The organism is Trichococcus sp. ES5, from assembly GCF_900067165.1.
GTDB classification, from domain to species: Bacteria; Bacillota; Bacilli; order Lactobacillales; family Aerococcaceae; genus Trichococcus; species Trichococcus flocculiformis.
In genome coordinates this window covers 35,438-54,071 of sequence record NZ_FJND01000009.1, presented here as the reverse complement: position 1 = coordinate 54,071, position 18,634 = coordinate 35,438, and the positions used below count along the sequence as shown (strand labels likewise).

18 protein-coding genes are annotated in these 18,634 nt (G+C 46.8%); 9 read left to right on the top strand and 9 right to left on the bottom strand.

The window, feature by feature from the left end:
* Positions 1-70: 70 nt before the first annotated feature.
* The 5 genes from TES5_RS08560 to TES5_RS08540 all read left to right on the top strand — a co-directional run bounded on the left by TES5_RS08560 (position 71) and on the right by TES5_RS08540 (position 5,593).
* Positions 71-1,525, top strand: a complete 1,455-nt coding sequence (locus TES5_RS08560; protein ID WP_068561451.1) for an amidase — start codon at positions 71-73, stop codon at positions 1,523-1,525.
* Positions 1,526-1,928: 403 nt separating this feature from the next.
* Entirely contained in the window at positions 1,929-2,318 is a 390-nt protein-coding gene (locus TES5_RS08555) for a MerR family transcriptional regulator (protein ID WP_068561450.1), read from the top strand.
* 39 nt (positions 2,319-2,357) lie between these two features.
* A complete protein-coding gene (glnA, locus tag TES5_RS08550) occupies positions 2,358-3,692 on the top strand; it encodes a type I glutamate--ammonia ligase (protein WP_068561449.1) in 1,335 nt (444 codons plus the stop codon).
* Positions 3,693-3,888: 196 nt separating this feature from the next.
* Positions 3,889-4,779 carry an ABC transporter ATP-binding protein gene (locus tag TES5_RS08545; protein ID WP_068561448.1) on the top strand — a complete coding sequence of 297 codons (891 nt, stop codon included), beginning with the start codon at positions 3,889-3,891 and terminating at the stop codon, positions 4,777-4,779.
* Positions 4,772-5,593, top strand: a complete 822-nt coding sequence (locus TES5_RS08540; RefSeq protein WP_068561447.1) for an ABC transporter permease subunit — start codon at positions 4,772-4,774, stop codon at positions 5,591-5,593. Before TES5_RS08545 ends, TES5_RS08540 begins: the two co-directional genes overlap by 8 nt.
* Before the next feature lie 72 nt (positions 5,594-5,665).
* On the opposite strand, the gene TES5_RS15195 is transcribed toward TES5_RS08540, so the two are convergent.
* The 4 genes from TES5_RS15195 to TES5_RS08525 form a co-directional block, all read right to left on the bottom strand.
* Entirely contained in the window at positions 5,666-5,839 is a 174-nt protein-coding gene (locus TES5_RS15195; protein WP_157080403.1) for a hypothetical protein, read from the bottom strand.
* Positions 5,832-6,311 carry a GNAT family N-acetyltransferase gene (locus tag TES5_RS08535; protein WP_068561446.1) on the bottom strand — a complete coding sequence of 160 codons (480 nt, stop codon included), beginning with the start codon at positions 6,309-6,311 and terminating at the stop codon, positions 5,832-5,834. Before TES5_RS08535 ends, TES5_RS15195 begins: the two co-directional genes overlap by 8 nt.
* A 170-nt stretch (positions 6,312-6,481) precedes the next feature.
* Positions 6,482-8,161, bottom strand: coding sequence for an ammonium transporter (locus TES5_RS08530; protein WP_068561445.1), 1,680 nt, complete (start codon positions 8,159-8,161; stop codon positions 6,482-6,484).
* 391 nt (positions 8,162-8,552) lie between these two features.
* Positions 8,553-8,837 carry a hypothetical protein gene (locus TES5_RS08525; RefSeq protein WP_068561444.1) on the bottom strand — a complete coding sequence of 95 codons (285 nt, stop codon included), beginning with the start codon at positions 8,835-8,837 and terminating at the stop codon, positions 8,553-8,555.
* 554 nt (positions 8,838-9,391) lie between these two features.
* Between TES5_RS08525 and nrdD the strand changes: the two genes are divergently transcribed.
* The 3 genes from nrdD (at position 9,392) to TES5_RS08510 (ending at position 13,262) form a co-directional block, all read left to right on the top strand.
* Positions 9,392-11,614, top strand: coding sequence for an anaerobic ribonucleoside-triphosphate reductase (nrdD, locus tag TES5_RS08520; RefSeq protein ID WP_068561443.1), 2,223 nt, complete (start codon positions 9,392-9,394; stop codon positions 11,612-11,614).
* Positions 11,615-11,637: 23 nt separating this feature from the next.
* Entirely contained in the window at positions 11,638-12,198 is a 561-nt protein-coding gene (nrdG, locus tag TES5_RS08515; RefSeq protein ID WP_068561442.1) for an anaerobic ribonucleoside-triphosphate reductase activating protein, read from the top strand.
* A gap of 140 nt (positions 12,199-12,338) precedes the next feature.
* A complete protein-coding gene (locus TES5_RS08510; RefSeq protein ID WP_068561441.1) occupies positions 12,339-13,262 on the top strand; it encodes an aldo/keto reductase in 924 nt (307 codons plus the stop codon).
* 73 nt (positions 13,263-13,335) lie between these two features.
* Here the strand turns inward: TES5_RS08510 and TES5_RS08505 are convergent, their stop codons facing one another.
* From TES5_RS08505 to TES5_RS08485, 5 genes are all read right to left on the bottom strand, one after another.
* A complete protein-coding gene (locus TES5_RS08505; protein ID WP_068561440.1) occupies positions 13,336-14,502 on the bottom strand; it encodes a hypothetical protein in 1,167 nt (388 codons plus the stop codon).
* A 14-nt stretch (positions 14,503-14,516) separates the two neighbouring features.
* Positions 14,517-15,344: a hypothetical protein gene (locus tag TES5_RS08500; RefSeq protein WP_068561439.1), complete on the bottom strand. Its 828-nt coding sequence runs from the start codon at positions 15,342-15,344 to the stop codon at positions 14,517-14,519.
* Positions 15,341-16,030: an ABC transporter ATP-binding protein gene (locus tag TES5_RS08495; protein WP_068561438.1), complete on the bottom strand. Its 690-nt coding sequence runs from the start codon at positions 16,028-16,030 to the stop codon at positions 15,341-15,343. Before TES5_RS08495 ends, TES5_RS08500 begins: the two co-directional genes overlap by 4 nt.
* Positions 16,023-16,394 (bottom strand): GntR family transcriptional regulator, encoded by a 372-nt coding sequence (locus TES5_RS08490; RefSeq protein ID WP_232309336.1) that lies wholly within the window; start codon positions 16,392-16,394, stop codon positions 16,023-16,025. Before TES5_RS08490 ends, TES5_RS08495 begins: the two co-directional genes overlap by 8 nt.
* Positions 16,395-16,547: 153 nt before the next feature.
* Positions 16,548-17,309, bottom strand: coding sequence for a DUF6612 family protein (locus TES5_RS08485; protein ID WP_068561437.1), 762 nt, complete (start codon positions 17,307-17,309; stop codon positions 16,548-16,550).
* 186 nt (positions 17,310-17,495) lie between these two features.
* Here TES5_RS08485 and TES5_RS08480 point away from each other — a divergent pair, with 186 nt between their 5' ends.
* Positions 17,496-18,377, top strand: coding sequence for an AraC family transcriptional regulator (locus TES5_RS08480; protein WP_068561436.1), 882 nt, complete (start codon positions 17,496-17,498; stop codon positions 18,375-18,377).
* Positions 18,378-18,634 lie beyond the last annotated feature (257 nt).

The window sequence follows — 18,634 nt, the reverse complement described above, 5'->3', positions numbered from 1 at the left end:
AAAACATTGCCTTTTTCTGGCGTGCCACCTACAATGGAAGGAAATGCGAAAATGATAAGGAGGCTTTTTTATGGATCGCCAGAAAGATGCTCTGTACTACACCGAACTTTTAAGGACAAAAAAGGTATCCCCTGAAGAATTGATTGTGGATGCCTTCAAAAAGATAGATAGAGAGAATCCCCGCTACAATGCCGTCGTGCATACGCGCAGGGAAAAAGCGCTGCATGAAGCCAGAACAAGGGACTTTGGGAACACTTTATTCGGTGGTGTGCCGATCTTGATCAAAGATTTGGGTCAGGACTTGGCCGGGGAGCCGTCAACATCAGGCTCGCAGCTGCTGAGGAATTATGTCGCTCCCCGCACCAGTCATTTTATCGAGGCAATTGAAAAGGCCGGATTCATCGTCATCGGCCAGACGAGTACGCCTGAATTCGGATTCAAGAACATTACCGATGCCGTCATCCATGGACCAACCAGAAACCCCTTTAATCGGGACCATTCTCCGGGAGGTTCCAGCGGCGGTGCGGCAGCTGCCGTGGCATCAGATATGGTTGCCATCGCCACCGCCAGTGACGGTGGCGGTTCGATCCGGATTCCGGCCTCTTTCACAGGTTTGGTGGGGCTGAAACCGACAAGAGGGCGGACACCGGTGGGGCCAGGAGCATATCGCGGCTGGCAAGGCGCATCGATCAGCTTCGCATTGACGAAGACGGTAAGGGATACAGCGATGATGCTCGATGCTCTGCAGACAATCCAGGCGGCAGCGCCGTTCCAAACGCCTTTGTTTCCAGGCAGCCATTTCCAGGAACAGCAATCGGGAAAACATCGCAAGTTCCGGATTGCCTATTCACTCGAATCACCGGTGAAATCTGTCGTCAGTGCGGACGCGAAGCAGGCTGTACTCCAGACAGTGACAGTATTGGAAGAGTTGGGGTACGAAGTGGAAGAAAAAAAACCTGATATCGACGGGATCCTTTTGATGGAGGCCTACTATGCAATGAATGGAGCCGAAACGGATGCGATGCTGCGAGGGTTTGCCGCGAAACTGGGGCGGCCTTTGACGGCCGATGACATGGAGTTGGTTTCCTGGTCTCTCTATCAATACGGCCAAACAATCTCCGGTGGCGACTACTCCTTGGCATTGGGCCTATGGGACCAGGCTGCGGCCACAATGGATCAGTTTCATGAAAGCTATGACTTGCTGCTGCAGCCGACTACAGCAGCAGGTGCTCCCCGCATTGATCATGCTTTCCAAAGCGAGGAACTGAAGGAGCGGATGCGCAGAGCGGATCTGTTGTCGGCAGCGGACCGGAAAGAAGTTGTCTGGACTATGTTTGAAGAGAGTTTGGGCGTGACCCCATTCACGCAGCAAGCAAATTTGACCGGGCAGCCTGCCATCAGTCTGCCGGTATACCGAACAGATTCCGGCTTGCCTTTGGGGGTGCAGTTCACTGCTCCTAAAGGGAAAGAGGAGTGGCTTTTGGATATTGCGGCGGTACTGGAGAGGGCAGGTATGTTCATCTAATTGAAGGCGCTGATAATTGCGGCAATCCAAACCCTCTGCAGGTGCTTATCGTCGCAGCCGTTTCGTTACTCACATTTTTTTTTAATATTTTTTTCATTAAAGGGCTCTTTTTTTTATCCCATGCGAGGGAATTGGCGTGTGAGGGGGAGATGAAATGCCTTTCAAATGTTATTCTGACAAGGTTTTACGTATATGTTAGAAAATGTGACATAGGATGTAAAGGTAGCGTTGACTTGAATGAGAATTAGGAGTATTCTTGTTGTATTAAATGACTCAATTAATTGCTAGTAAATACGATTAATTGCTGAAAAGAACTATCTTTTTCTCAACAGGCACTAACTCCTGAAGAAAAAGGATACATCTGTGTTTCGCTCAACTCAGAAGCTTCGATGGAGGGGTTGGTATGAAAGAAAAAGAGCTACGACGTTCGATGGCTGTTTTTACCATCGGAACCGTCATGCAACTGACGGATCTGACAGCTAGACAGATCCGCTATTACGAAGAGCAAGAACTCGTTCATCCTAAGCGCACAGATACTAATCGCCGGATGTTTTCATTGAACGACGTCGATCGTCTGCTGGAAGTCAAAGACTATTTGGCTGAAGGATTGAACATCACTGCAATCAAGCGGATGTACAGTACCGAAAGACTAAAGAAGCAGCAAGAAGAGGAGCTTGAAAACAAGCACAAAAACTTGACTGATGAAGACGTCCGTCGCATCCTCTACAAAGAGATACTCAACGCAAGTGGATTTAACCCTGGGGATTCAAACAAACCTTGGGGAAGATTATAAAAAAAACAAACAAAGCACAGTCAAAGAGAGGGAATACAAATGCCAAAATTTACTAGAGAAGAAATCATCGCATCAGCAAAGAATGATAACGTCCGTTACCTACGCTTAATGTTCACTGACATTTTAGGAACAATCAAAAACGTGGAAGTTCCTATCAGCCAGTTAGAAAAAGTATTAGACAACAAAATGATGTTCGACGGTTCTTCCATCGAAGGTTTTGTACGTATTGAAGAAAGTGATATGTACTTGTACCCAGATTTGGATACATGGTTAGTATTCCCTTGGGGCACTGAACAAGGCAAAGTTGCACGTCTGATTTGTGATATCTATCAACCGAACGGCCAACCATTTGCTGGGGACCCACGCAGCAACTTGAAACGCGCACTTGCTGAAATGGAAGAGTTAGGCTTCACAGAATTTAATTTAGGACCTGAACCTGAATTCTTCCTGTTCAAATTGGATGAAAAAGGTCAACCTACATTGAAATTGAACGATCAAGGCGGATACTTCGACTTGGCTCCTACTGACTTAGGCGAAAACTGCCGTCGTGACATTGTTTTGGAATTAGAAGCTTTAGGTTTCGAAATCGAAGCAAGCCACCACGAAGTTGCACCAGGACAACACGAAATCGACTGGAAATACGCAAATGCTGTTGAAGCTTGCGACAACATCCAAACGTTCAAACTGATTGTTAAGACTGTAGCCCGCAAACATGGCTTGCATGCAACGTTCATGCCTAAACCAGTATTCGGAATCAACGGATCCGGAATGCACTTCAACATGTCTTTATTCAACGAAAACGGCAATGCTTTCTACGACAAAAACGATGATCGTCAATTAAGCGAAACAGCTTACCAATTCATCGCTGGTCTGATCAAACATGCTCGCGGCTTTACTGCTGTCTGCAACCCAATCGTTAACTCATACAAACGTTTGGTTCCTGGTTATGAAGCGCCTGTATACATCGCATGGAGCGGAAGAAACCGTTCACCGCTGATCCGTATCCCAGAATCACGCGGCATGTCCACTCGTGTTGAATTGCGTAGCGTTGACCCAGCTGCTAACCCATACTTGGCTTTAGCTGCATTATTGGCTGCAGGTCTTGACGGCGTGAAGAACAAATTGGAAGCTCCAGCTCCAATCGACCGCAATATCTACCAAATGTCAGCTGAAGACCGTTACGAAAACGGAATTTTGGACTTGCCTACAACATTGCAAGAAGCTCTTGGAGAGTTCTCTAAAGACCAATTGTTGGTTGAAGCATTAGGTGACCATATCAGCAACAACTTCATCGAATCAAAAGAAATCGAAGTAATGTCTTACATCCAACAAGTAACAGAGTGGGAAAGAGAACAATACCTGAATATGTACTAAGAGAGTGCGATGATTTGCGGGATTCAGAACGCGTTTACCAAGAGTGTTAGAAATCACGCACTTCCCCAAAAGGCCGAGACCAATTTGTCTCGGCCTTTTGTGTCGTTCAGGGAAGAAAAATCATGCTGTTGCTGTAAACTTCAGCCGAGAAAACGTATAATGGATATATGTAAAGTTCTTTAGAGGAGGGGTTACAGTGGAAGCAATCGAAATGGAAGGTTTGACCAAACGATACCGTAAGAGTGTGGCTTTGGACAATATTCACCTCACTGTGGAACAAGGCGAACGGTTTGGTTTCATCGGGCCGAACGGAGCAGGGAAGTCGACAACCATCAAGTTGTTGCTTGATTTCATCAAGCCCAGCAAAGGAAGTGCCCGAGTTTTCGGACTGGATGCCCAGAAAGACTCCGAGAGCCTGAAGCGCATCATCGGATATGTCCCGAGTGACGTGCACTACTACAGCAATCTTACCATTGAAGAGATTTTGATGATGACGGGGAAATTCCACCAAATCCATAATATCAAGGAAATGATGGCTTATTACGTGGAACGCTTCGCATTGGAGCCGAAAAAGAAAATGAAGGACCTTTCCTTGGGTAATCGGAAAAAAGTCGCGATTGTGAACAGTCTGATTTTCAATCCGGAACTTTTGATACTGGATGAGCCCACAAACGGACTGGATCCTTTGATGCAGCATCGTTTGTTTGAGGAGCTGAACTACCACAACAAAGAAGGCGCGACAGTCTTCATTTCTACGCATAACCTTCCGGAAGTGGAAGCATTCTGTACGCGGACTGCCTTCATCCGTGAAGGCAAAATCATTTCCGTGGAAGATATGGCTTCCGGTTATCAACCAGGGAAAGTGGTGACGCTGACCGGCTCAGCCATCGTAACGGAGGATTTCGAATCCAAAGGGTATCGCGTCCTTTCCAAGACGGATCGGGTCGTTTCCTTGCTCTACAAAGATAACGTGAAGCAGATTCTGGCCGATATGGCGCCGCTGGATTTGGAGGATATCGAAATCCGCAATCAGAATCTGGAGGAAAAATTCATGACTCTGTATGGTGGAGGTGGATCCCATGAATAGCATCCGTTTGGAGTTGAAACAGGAGCGCAACGGTTTGTTCGTGTGGCTTTTCTTTATGGTCCTGATCATGGGCTTGATGATGGCGATGTTTCCCGTCATGTCGAATCAAGGAATGGAGGACATCCTGACGACCAAGCTCGATGCGATGCCTCCGGAGATGTTGGAAGCCTTCTCGCTCACGAATGGCGCGAGCTTGCTGCAGGCCACTGGATTTTTTGCCTATATTTTTCAGTACCTCTTTTTGGCGGCCTGCATTTTTGCAACGATGAAAGGGGCCCAAGCGCTGATCAAGGAAGAGACGAACGGCACGATTGAGTATCTGTATGCCCAGCCAATCAGCAGAAAAGCCATTGTCACGAGCAAGTATATCGCCAATTTGGTGCTGCTGATGATCTTTTGGATTGTCTTGTATGGAGCAGCTTTGCTGTTCATCTATCTGATCAAGGAGGATGGAGCCGATTTTGTGGAAATCATAAAAGATACCACGCTGATTTTTGGCGCGGAGTCGTTGGTATTATTGTTCTTTTATTCAATCGGCTTCCTTTTCTCAACGTTCATCGCGAGCAGCCGTTCAACAAGCGGAGTCGCGTTGTTGCTGGTTTTCGGCACGTACATGATCGGCCTTGTCTCGAAGATGGTTGATGACTATGAATTTCTGCATGTTTTGTCGCCGATCGAATACGCACATCCAGCGGCATTGCTGGAAGAGGGGATTTCCTGGGAGTATATGGTCATCTGCATCATTGGAAGCTTGCTGGTATTGGGTCTAAGCTATCTCATCTACGGCAGAAAAGATTTGCGGATCCAGGTTTAGTGTTATAGGTCGTTTAGATGGTCCTGAATTAATCAAAATAAAAAAGCCCGCGCTGGGCTTTTTTATTTTGGATTAACCGAATGTCATGAACATTACTGCGGCGACGATCAGGGCGTAGGACAATTTCTCCAGGTTTTTCTTTGTGATCGGGTTCAGGCCTTTGTCGTAGCGTGTCTGGTACATGATCCAGACGTTGATTCCGATGCTGATGATGCCTAGTATGCTGGCTGTAAGATATTTATTCACGATGTTCCTCCTGTTGGTTTTTACTTTCCGTTTGAGTGTTCTGCGAATCGATGATCATGTCGATATGCGGGATATCATCCTCCAGGTAGATATCCGATACGGGCCGGAATCCGAATGAGGCATAAAAATCCTGCAAGTAGGCTTGTGCTTGCGCGTGGATCGCTAGTCCGGGGAAATGCATCTTTGCATACTCCAGCACGACCTGCATCAATTCCTGGCCATAGCCATGGGTGCGTTCGCCTTGCGGGACAAGAACGCGTCCGATGCGCACATTATCTAATTCCGGGATCAGCCGGGAATAGGCCAACAGCCTATCTTCCGCCTGCTTCCAGAAGTGGATGCTGACGAGGTCGGTATCATCCACCTCTTGATAAGGGCAATTCTGCTCCACAACGAAAACAGCGACCCGCTCTTTATAGATCAGATGCAATTCCCTCGCCGTCATTTCTTCAAAAGGTTTGATGACCCACATGTATGTTTTCCTCCTCATCGATTGGTGGAGAGCCACCATCATAGTCCTTATTATAGCAAAGCGCAGGCAAACAAAAAACCTGGAAACAGTTTACTGCAAAGAAATAAAGCCAAGGAGTGCGTCTCGCAGTGAGACGGCTCCTTGGCTTTATTTAGTGTTCGTTATTCGGTTTAATAATATTTTAGGGCAGCTGGGCCTGAATCGCTGTTGCTGATGCGGAAGGCATCGGCAACCGGGGAAACGAAGACTTTACCGTCACCGACATGACCCGTGTATAAAGCGCGGCGGGCAGCACGGATGACTTCTTCGACAGGCACCTCGCTGATGATCGTTTCGATGCGGACTTTCGGTAAAAGATTGCCCTCAGCCTTCGCACCACGATAGAAGGTTTGTTGGCCTTTTTGGAGCCCGTAACCATGCACGGATGTGACCGTCATGCCGGTTACACCGATAGCGTTCAATTCCGCTTTCAGACGCTCCAGTTTATCCGGATTGGCGATGATTTCCACTTTATTCATCGTGTAGCCTGAATCAGCCAATTTGAAGGCTCCGACTTTAGTCAGGTCCACTTCTTGGACAGCAGGGATTCCAGCAGGTTTGCTGCTGTCTGTTACATAATCTTCGAATGCAGTCGTTGCGACAAAGTCATGGTAGCTTGAAGTCAAGCCATGCTCAGCGACATCCATACCGACGATTTCTTCTTCAGCAGTAACGCGGAGACCCATTGTTTTTTGGATGACCTTGAAGACTACGTACATGGAACCGGCTGTGTAGGCTGCCACGGAAGCGACACCCAATGTTTGTATGCCCAGCATATTGAATCCACCGCCGTACAATAATCCGCCATCTGTTGCAAAAACACCGACTAAGATTGTTCCTAAGGCACCGTTCACGCCGTGGACACTGAAAGCACCGACGGGATCGTCGATTTTCAATTTTTGATCGACGAATTCAACGGCAAGGACAATGGCAAAGCCGGCGATGAATCCGATGGCGATGGCGCCGAAAGGAGAGACGACCGCACAACCTGCAGTAATGGCTACGAGACCTGCCAATGAACCGTTCAGCGTCATGGAAACATCGGGTTTGCCGTACTTCGCCCAAGTGAATAAGAGGGTGACCAGAGTCGCTGTGACTGCGGATAAGTTTGTATTCAAGAAGATCGTACCAATTAAGGCAAGGGTTTCGTCTCCAGTTGCCGCAACCGTTGATGCTCCGTTGAATCCGAACCATGCGAACCAGAGGATGAAGACGCCAAGGGCACCGATCGTCAAATTGTGGCCAGGAATGACTTGCGCTTTTCCATCTTTATATTTTCCGATACGCGGACCGACGACGGCAGCCCCGACAAGAGCAGCAACGCCACCTACCATATGCACGGCTGTGGATCCAGCGAAGTCAATGAAGCCCATTTGAGCCAGCCAACCGCCGCCCCAGATCCAATGTCCGGAGATAGGGTAGATCAACAAGGAAATGATGAAAGAGTACACGAGATAAGAGCTGAATTTTGTCCGTTCCGCAACAGCTCCGGATACGATAGTGGCTGCAGTTGCCGCGAATACGTTTTGGAACATGAAATGGACAGTTCCAGGAATGGTGGAATCAAGTCCTTCCATAAATAAAGCAGGAGTTCCGATGATGCCGGCGATATCGTCCCCGAACATGATGCTGTAGCCGATAAGGAAGAATCCCAATGATCCGAGTACAAAGTCCATAAGATTTTTCATGATGATGTTCGCTGCGTTCTTAGCGCGAGTGAAGCCCGTCTCGACCATCGCGAAACCGGCTTGCATAAAGAATACCAATACCGTTCCCAGCAAGGTCCATAATGTGTCTACTGATGAAAACATAAATGATTCCTCCTTTTGTTTTAGCATAGTCTTAGTGTATAGAAATAATTTTATTGATGCTATATCCTGCTTACACACCATGTAATATAATGTGACAATGCTTACAAATCAATGTTTGCAAGCGCTTGGATGCGAAAATGATGAGATTTCTGAGCTTAAATCTCATCAAATTGCAGGGATGTTGGATGCGGTTGTGTTTTTTTGGTCAACATGATTAAAATAAATCTGACATTAGCGAGTAGGGAATAGGACGGATGTCAGAATCGGTGACAACGAATAGGTTCCATCAGCGGGGATATCCGGGGTAAAGAGCAAATATACAGCAAAAAGCCGTAAGGGAAACATGCGGGACATGTTTTCCTTACGGCTCTATGTATTCTTTTAGTAACTTCTAAAAGTTGATGATCCAGTCCATTTCCGATAATTCAATCAATGGCAACTCGATCGCTTCCTCTTTTAACGCCTTCTCGAACCCTTCCTTCGAAAAAGGGCCTTTTACAGATTCAATTCTTCTATCGATAATAAAATATTCGAATGCTTCATTATGTTCTTTTTCAAGAATGATAAATTCATCGGTCCAATTCAATCGTGTAATATAGCCTTGGATGCTTCCAGTCGGGTAGCGATAAGATGAAGGCAGATGGAAAAGGTTTTGCCAAGAAGCGCACTGTCTCAAAAATAGGCCTTCTCCGACCGGTATTCTAAATTTAGCAATTCTGGATATTTCAGGCAACATTCTATTTTTCCACACTATCATTTCACCCCTTTTTTGTGTCCTCATTCTTTTGACATCCCTGTGGCTTAAAGCCGGATAACAGATCCGAAAATAAGAATGAATCGCTTACATTTCTGACAAGTCATAGTATAACTGCTTTTTTTTACAAAGTACAGTAGATTCTATTGATTTTATGTACTTTATATGTTTTTTAACATTTTTGCTTTAACATTTTTTTAATTTTCAGGGTATTTTCCTATTGACCAAAGCATCAAAATATGTCTGCCGAATTTAGACGTAATTTGACTTTAAACACTATATATTGTGGTGGAAATTTCTCTTCGGATGATATATAGTATACAAAGAGAATCGAAACAGAGTCTACTTTAAGTGGAGGCAACCAACGTGAGAAGCGCATCCGATAGGGAAAGCTTGCTCACTTTGTAACTACCTCTTACTTTTTATTAGCTTTTTTTGCATGTTCGGTTGATTTTTAACTAAGGAGTGGGAAAAATATGGCTTCATTACCAACAGATTACTTAAATGAGAGCACGAATCTTCAAGTCGCTGACACAGAAGTGAACATCCAAGTATTGAAGGCGGATGGACGGGTTGTTCCTTTTCATGCCAAGAAAATATATAAAGCAATCAAAAAAGCGGAGCGTTTTTTATCTGAACAGAACGAAGCGGCTGCAGATCACGATGTGGATGCTGTCGTGGCACTGGTTGTAGACAAACTGATTGCGTCAGAAGCGGAAAGTGTTTCGACGGATGATATCCATGATCAGGTTGAAGCGACGCTTGCTGAAATGGGCAATCTGCCATTAGCCGAAGCCTACAATACCTATAAATTAGCGAAGAAAGTCAAAAAACTTCAACAACAGGACATCGAATTGCGCATCCAAAGCTTGATGAATGCTGATCAGAGCGTCGTCAACGAGAATGCCAACAAGGACAGCCGGGTCTTCAATACGATCCGTGACTTGACGGCAGGAGTGGCCGCGAAAGCGATCGGCTTGCGGATGCTGCCGAAACACGTTTCCAACGCCCACATGAAAGGCGATATCCATTACCATGACTTGGATTACCAACCATATTCACCGATGACGAACTGTGTGCTGATCGATTTCCAGAATATGCTCCGTGAAGGTTTCAAAATCGGTAATGCCGAAGTGGACAGCCCGCGTTCAGTCAACACGGCGACTGCCCAAATGGCGCAGATTTTTGCGAACGTCGCTTCCAGTCAATACGGCGGCTGCAGCGCAGACCGGGTCGACGAAGTGTTGGCACCTTACGCACGCCTGAACTATGAGAAACACCTTGAAACAGCGAAAGAATGGGTGGAAGGCGAAGCGAAACAGATCGCTTATGCCGAAGAAAAAACCCGCAAAGATATCTATGATGCCATGCAGAGCCTGGAGTACGAAATCAACACACTCTACACTTCAAACGGACAAACACCATTCACCACGCTCGGATTCGGCTTGGGGACGGATTGGTTTGCGCGCGAAATCCAAAAAGCAGTTCTGCAAGTACGCATCAAAGGACTGGGCAAGGAAAGACGCACAGCAATCTTCCCGAAATTGATCTTCGCCTTGAAAAAAGGCACGAACCTAGAGACGCACGATCCCAACTATGACATCAAGCAGTTGGCCATCACTTGTGCCACGAAACGGATGTATCCGGATGTGCTGATGTACGATAAAATCGTTGAATTAACAGGCAGTTTCAAGACACCGATGGGTTGCCGTTCCTTCCTGCAGGGCTGGGAAGACGAAAACGGAAATGAAGTCAATTCCGGTCGGATGAATCTTGGGGTCGTGACGTTGAACATCCCTAGAATCGCCTTGGAATCGGAAGGGAATCCGGAAGCTTTCTGGAACATCTTCGAGGAGCGCTTGGCTATCTGTAAGGATGCGCTTGTCTACCGTGTCGAACGCACCAAAGAAGCGACGCCTACGAACGCACCGATCCTGTACCAGCACGGAGCCTTCGGGAAACGTCTGGGCGAAACGGATAAGGTCGATGAACTATTCAAAAACAAACGCGCGACAGTTTCTCTGGGATATATCGGATTGTATGAAGCGGCTACCGTTTTCTACGGAGCAGATTGGGAAACGAATCCGGAAGCAAAAGCCTTCACTTTGGACATCGTCAAGAAGATGAAGGAAAAAACGGATGCTTGGGGCAACCAATACGGTTATCATTTCAGCGTCTACTCGACTCCGAGCGAAAGTTTGACCGATCGCTTCTGCAGCATGGACACAGAGAAATTCGGCATCATCGCTGATATCACGGATAAGGAATACTACACAAACAGCTTCCATTACGATGTCCGCAAGAATCCGAATCCTTTCGAAAAAATCGCCTTCGAAATGGAATATCCGCAATATTGCTCAGGCGGCTTTATCCATTATTGCGAATACCCGAACTTGCAGCAAAATCCGAAAGCGTTGGAAACAGTCTGGGATTTCGCCTACGACAAAGTTGGCTATTTGGGAACGAATACGCCGATCGACCACTGCCTGGAGTGCGGTTTCGAAGGAGACTTCAATCCGACCGAACGCGGATTCCAATGCCCGGAATGCGGCAATACCGATCCGCAGACATGCGACGTCGTAAAACGCACATGCGGCTATCTCGGCAATCCGCAGATCCGTCCGATGGTGAAAGGTCGCCATAAAGAAATATCCGCCCGCGTCAAACATCTGCATGCGGATTGCAAGTCAGAACAGTAATCAGAACAGTTAGGTGATGTGAAGTGAAAAATCCGCAACCGCAAGAATGGTTGGCAGAGAAATACAGCAAGGACAAGGTTGCGGACTACAAACCGTTCAACTTTGTCGATGGCGAAGGCGTGCGCTGCAGCATCTATCTGAGCGGCTGCCTGTTCGCCTGCGAAGGCTGCTACAATAAGATTGTCCAAAATTTCGACTACGGGATTGCCTACACGACCGAGCTGGAGGAACAGATCATGGCCGATCTGCGCCAGCCTTATGTACAGGGCTTGACGCTTTTGGGCGGCGAACCGTTCCTCAACACGAAGGTTGCGCTGCGGCTTGCGCGACGCATCCGTGCGGAGTTCGGCCGGACCAAGGACATCTGGGGCTGGACCGGCTACTATTGGGACGAATTGGCTTCAGAATCCGAAGACAAGCAGGAATTGCTGCGCTTGATGGATGTACTCGTCGACGGCCGCTTCGAACTGTCCAAACGGGATCTGACATTGAAATTCCGCGGCAGCTCCAATCAGACTATCATCGATGTGCAAAAATCGCTGGAAGCCGGAGAAAAAGTTCTTTGGGCCAATGCTTACGCTTGAATGTTAAAACATATCGTGCTGCCTCACTTCGAGGCAGCATTTTTTTGATGCGCTTCATTACCCAAAAACACATCAAAAATGCTATACTAATTTTATTGAAACGTTTTCAAATAATCCCAATAAGAAAGTTGGTATGACAATTGAAAAAAATAAACATCGGTAATTCAGGACTGTTAGCATCAGAAATTTCGCTCGGCATCATGCGTATGAACGCTTTGACGCATGAAGAGGCGACAGTGGTCATCCGCACGGCAGTGGACAACGGCATCGATTACTTCGATCATGCGGACATCTACGGCAGAGGGACTTCGGAGGAAATTTTCGGAAAAGCCTTTAAGGAACTCGGCATCGCGAGGGACAGCGTGATGCTGCAGACGAAATGCGGCATCGTGCCGGGTGTCATGTTCGATTTCTCAAAAGAACATATCATCGCATCGGTGGAGGGAAGTCTGAAACGACTTCAGACCGATTACGTGGATGCCTTGCTGCTGCACCGTCCGGATACGTTGGTGGAACCGGAGGAAGTCGCCGAAGCTTTCGATGAACTGCACAAAGCAGGGAAAGTGCGCCATTTCGGCGTCAGCAACCAAAATCCGATGCAGATTGAATTGTTGAAGAAAGCTGTCACACAGCCATTATTGATCAATCAACTGCAGCTCAGCCTGACCCACGCACCGATGATCGATGCAGGATTCAACGTGAACATGATGAACAATCCTTCATTCATGCACGACGGTTCCGTCCTGGAATACAGCCGGATCTCGGACATGACGATCCAGCCGTGGTCGCCATTCCAAGCTGGTAATGGCAAGAAAGGGCTGTTCTTCGACCATCCCGATTATCCGGAATTGAATGAAAAAATCAACACAATTGCGGAAGATAAAGGCGTATCCCGGGAAGCAATCGCAATCGCGTGGTTGTTGCGTCATCCGGCTAAAATGCAGCCAATCGTCGGCAGCATGAACCCAGAGCGTATTGCAGCCATCTGCAAAGCTTCCGATGTGGCGCTGAGCCGCACCGAGTGGTATGAACTCTATAAGGCTGCAGGCAAAATGTTGCCTTAAAGAAAGGCAGCAACAGTTAAAGAGAAATAAAAAAAGAACAAGACTCCAATTGGAATCTTGTTCTTTTTTCGCTTTAGGGTTCGTAAATAATCTTATCAAAATAGAGCAAATCGATTTTTTTTGCATCGGCGAACGTGGCGTTGATTTCCCCGCTGTAGAGCATTTCCCCGGACTGGAGTTCGAAAACAGCCAGTTGAGAAGCCCGGTCAGGCTCCAGATAATTTTCCGTCAGTATGATGCGATTGTCGGAAACGAGGATTTGCCAATTCATATCGACGGTCTCTTCCCAATCAGCAGTATTCTGGAGAATGATTTTATCGCGCACTTGATCCTGCATCAGATCAAGTGGTTGGATTGACCATTCCTGATCCGTGTGCTGCAATTGATAGAAAATACCATCCTTAATTGCGTAAGATAAATCATCCGCCAATGCTTCAGCAGCCAGTGTTGACCATTCCTTCGTTGTCCAATCATAGCGCTTGAAGGATAGTGAGACAACCGGTGCAACGTATTCTGTAGCTTCCGAATCAGTTTCTTCGAGCCGCTCCATGACGAAGATTGCTTTTTGATCGCCTTGTGTAAACACGGATGTGGTAACACTCTGATAACCCGTAAAATCCGCAGGTATATCGAAAGCAAAATGTTCCTCCTGCATACCACTGTCCAGATCATAAATCAGGATATCCGTGCCACGATCATTTGAATACTCATCATAACGGCTGTACGAGATAATCAGCTTACCGTCCAGGAAGTCCGTGCTATTGACGTTATAATAGGTCTTTTCTTTTTTTTCCGGATAAGCGAGGAGCGTTTCCGCAACGGTTTTGTCAGCCTTATCCAGTGTCGCTATCAGGAAGCCGTCATTATCCGCTGCTGTATAGTACAAGTTTCCTTCGGTTTCGGCATAATTCCCTTCAAAAGGCCGCTTCCCACGCATAAACGCTTTATACTCATCGCGCCAAACCTGAACAGCGCTTTCTGCGTAGTCTTGGAAGAATGCATACTGACGTTGCGTCTCGGAATGGCGCAAGCCGGAGCTGTCAAAGCTTAGGGTAGTCGTTTCCCATTGCGAGTGTGCTGTTCCGTAATAGAGTAAGCCATCCAAAACTGCTTCATCACCAGAAACTGTCTCAATACCGATACGCAAAGGCTCTTCTTTTGCCAACAGCGGCTGTGTGTAGAATCCTCCGAGAACGACAAGCAAAAGGAGACTCAGCAATAAAATCGTTTGTTTTCTCATTTTTTGTCCTCCTTCTATACGCTGATGCGTTTTTCAAGCAACCGATAATTAGCCCATGTCCCGGACAGCAAAAGCATAAGGCTCACGGCAATCGTCATCCAGTACTTTTCTTCCGCATACAAACGCGTCGTGATGCCGGTACGCAGGAAGAGAAGCATCGCGGCAAAGAGGACGATTGCGAGAGTAGCTGCCAAGAATACCCCTTTCCAACGTCCGCTCAAGTGCATCAGGATGAACGTGTACCCTAAAGTGAGCGCTGTATAGCCAATAGTGTAAAAAAGCAGATAATTGGAAAAGAGACTTGGTAAAGCCAAGGCCAATGGAGAAGCGCTGGTTGATGCCATCTGCAAGGGGATTTCCCGATAGATGTCCGCCGGAATAAGTCCGGAAAAGACCAGCTCCTCAAGATACAAAAGCCCGATTTGCCAAACTTGCAGCCCTGTAATCAGGAGCCAAATGGTCGCGAATTTTGCTGCATACACAGCGAAACGGTTACCCGGCAGACTGAGCAAACGGAAAGAGAAACGGTTTTTTCCAGACCAATCCTGATACCAGATAAAGACGGCATAGAACAGCAATGCGAAAATGGCTGTCATGATCGAAAAAACGAAGAACGAGTTGTTGGTTACATCCTCCAACGTAAGATACCCATAGTCCTGCAGATATTGTTCGGGTAGTGCAGCATAGTTCTGTTGCCGGTAGTTTTCATATCCATCTTTCCAGAAATGGTATTCGTGGAAGACTGCATAAGCCTGTAAAGCCGTCACAAAAGCCAACAGGAAGCCATAGAACCGTTTCGCGCGATTCCATTCAAATATCCATAGTTCCATAAATTTTTTCATGGTTGATACACCTCCCGCATCACATCAATGATTGCCTTGCCTTCGTTTTGACGGATGTCTTCTGCGTAAAAATCTTTGACGACACGCCCGCTGCGCAGCATGACGATCCGGTCCAACAACATTTCGACTTCATCCATATGATGAGTGGCGATGAGGACGCCCTTGTCCGTCACGAATTTGCTCGTGAAGACCTCGAGAATATCCTCGCGGGCAAAGACATCGATGCCGGAAAATGGCTCATCCATCAAATAGTAATCCGCATCCAGGGAAAGTCCCAGCAAGAAACTCACCTTTGCGCTATTCCCTTTGGAGAGATTTTTCAGTTGCACATCCGATTCCAGACGGAAAAACGAAAGTAATTCATCCGCTTTGGCGGCATTCCAATTTGGGTAGTAGGTACTCATAAACTTCATCGACTCCGCGATTGTCATCCATCGTGGCATCGTCAGTGAGTCAGGGATATAGGAGATTTTTTCGTATAGCTGTTTATGAATGTCTTGCCCGTCGATCGTAATCGAGCCGTTGTTGCGTGGAGCTAAGCCCATAATGCAGTTCATGAGGGTCGTTTTGCCTGTACCGTTCATTCCGGTCAGACAAGTCACTTCATTTTTTTTGATGGTAAAGCTGACATCTTCCAAAATGGTCCGTTTGCCGTATTTTTTTTCCAGATTCTTGATTTCAATCATTCACGTGCACCTCCTTCAAGCGCTTTTTGATCAAGTCCAGGACCGCTTCATCCTCCAGTCCGATTGTCCGTACCGTTTCGATGAATCCCTGTAAGGCCTCGTCCAATAGCTCTTGTCTTAATGTCTGGATTTTTGATTGGCTTTCCGTTATTTTGCTGAGAGAATTTCCATCTGTATAAATCAAACCAAGCCCCTCCATTTCCTTATAAGCACGCTGCACCGTATTCGGATTCACTTTTAATTGTGTAGCCAATTCCCGGCGCGACGGTATTTCTTGTCCGGGTTGGAAAGCGCCGCTTACGATTTTCTGCTTGTGCATTTCGATAATCTGTTCGTAGACCGGACTTCTTTTGTCAAAAATCACTTTTTCCACCTGCCTTTTCCGATCGATTGTATTAAAGGGTTAATACACTTGGGTTAAAAAATATATGTACAGGTGTATTATATGCATAATACACCTATAAGTCAACCAGAATCCCAGAGGCAGACATTGATTGACTTTGGGATCGAATTTTTATCAAAATGAAGAATCACTCGTCTCCGAGACACTACTTGCTGAATCGAATACCGGCACCGACTTCAACTTTTTTGCTTGATCATACAGATCGAACTCGCCGGTCAGTTCCGTCGTGGAGACGGCTTTCTGGTCGGCTTGCGTAACGATCGAGCGGTAGGAGAAGTCGCTCAGATAGAAGGTTTCGGCATCCAGACGAATTTCGATATCGTAATCGGTCCGTTCGGCTGGAAAAGTCTGGAATAGGTAGTTGATCTCTTTGTTCAACGCATCATCGCTGCCGGAAAAGTGCAGCACATACTCATCCCCTTTCAGTTCGAGCGTGCCGTACGTTTCAATGATTTGGCTCAGTTCGATGAACGCTTCCAGCGGATAGACCTGCAGGCTGGCTAAGGGTACATCAGGGGTGGCATAAGCGGTCCAGTCTGCATCGTCGGTCCGGACGTAACCCACTTCAGGGGTCACATAGAATTCGGTTTTGGTTGCGGGATAAGGGTTGTTTTTGTCTATCCGCTTTCCATAGCCGGTCTTTTCTTCCGGGAACAGCGTCGCGTCGGCGGTTGTGTACTGCTCGTTCACTGTTGTTGCTCCATTGAGATCTTCTTTGGTGGTTGTTGTTCTGAAAGCGACGAACTGGTGATAGCTGTCCAGGTCGGCGGAACGGTTGACCAGATTCTGCATGACTTCTTCCCCAGGCAGGGCGGTTGTGCAGGCTGAAAGCAGCAAGAGCGGCAGAAGCAACGCGGAAAGGATGATTTTTTTCAAGGGTATTGCCTCCAAATCTATAGCAAAGGTATGGGATTAGTCAGTTTGTTTGGGATCTGCCCGATACGCGGGCAATCTTTTCTCATTGTACAAGAGAATCTGTGATTGCGAAAGGGCGGAGTTTCATGCGGGAGGAGAGTTGCGGATAAAAGTGCGGGTTTGCCATAGCAAGGAGAGCATTCTATAATGGGGGCAGCGGCTACAACAGAAATAAGGACCGAGGTGATGGAAATGGATGAAGATTTTTTCAAGGAAGATATCTATTATAAGGACCTTTACTACACAACCAAAGGCAAAGAGCAGTGCGCTCCCAACCACAGTTTCGGGCCGACAGTCCGGGAATATTTTTTGATCCATATCATTATGAAGGGAAAGGGATATTTCGAGATCGGCAATAGCCGCTTCAACCTGAAAGAAGGCCAGTTCTTCATCATCTATCCGAATGTGATGACCTATTATCAAGCGGATGAAGAGGATCCTTGGGAATATTATTGGATCGGAATGAAGGGCGAGCATCTGGAAGCTTTGCTGACGGCCATCGGTTTCCAGGTTTCGCATCCGGTAGGAAACATGAAGATCTTTGAGCAGGTGAAGGCGATGCTACAGGAGATTATGGCAGCAAATCCGTTCGATACGTTATCCCGGCTGCGCCTGCAAGGACAGTTGTACCTCTTTTTGAGCATGCTCGCACATGATTTGGATGGCACCGAAATCAAACAGATCGAGAAAATCAATAAAGGTGTCGAATACACGAAAAGGGCAATCGAGATCATCAAAGACAGGTATCAGGACAGTGACTTTATGATCGGCGACATCAGCCGGGAGTTGTCTCTGAATGACTCCTATTTGACTGCCGTTTTCCATAAAACGACAAACCGGACACCGCATGAGTATCTGATCGATTTCCGCATTCAGAAAAGCCGGGAGTACCTGGAAACAACGGATCTGAGTATCTCTGATATCGCTGAAAAGGTCGGCTACCAGAATCCATTGAGTTTTACGCGCATCTTCAAGAGCAAAATGCAGCTATCACCGAGGGCCTACGTCAAGAAAGTAAAAACAAAATAAGCGAACCAATCAGGTTGGACGACAAAGGTCGCGCTACTTGACAACCACTCACCGCCGCTTGGCATCAGAGATGAACTGTTGTCGGGTTGGCGCGGTCTTTTTTTAAAATCAACAAAAAGGTATGTTTTTGTACGGCTGAATATCTATCAGCCCTCTCCTGTATTTGGTATTATTATGACATCAAAACAAGTAAACGTTTGCAAAGCGATTGATTTTGAATGGTTCAGGTGCAATTTCTCTATGGCCCAATAGTTTCT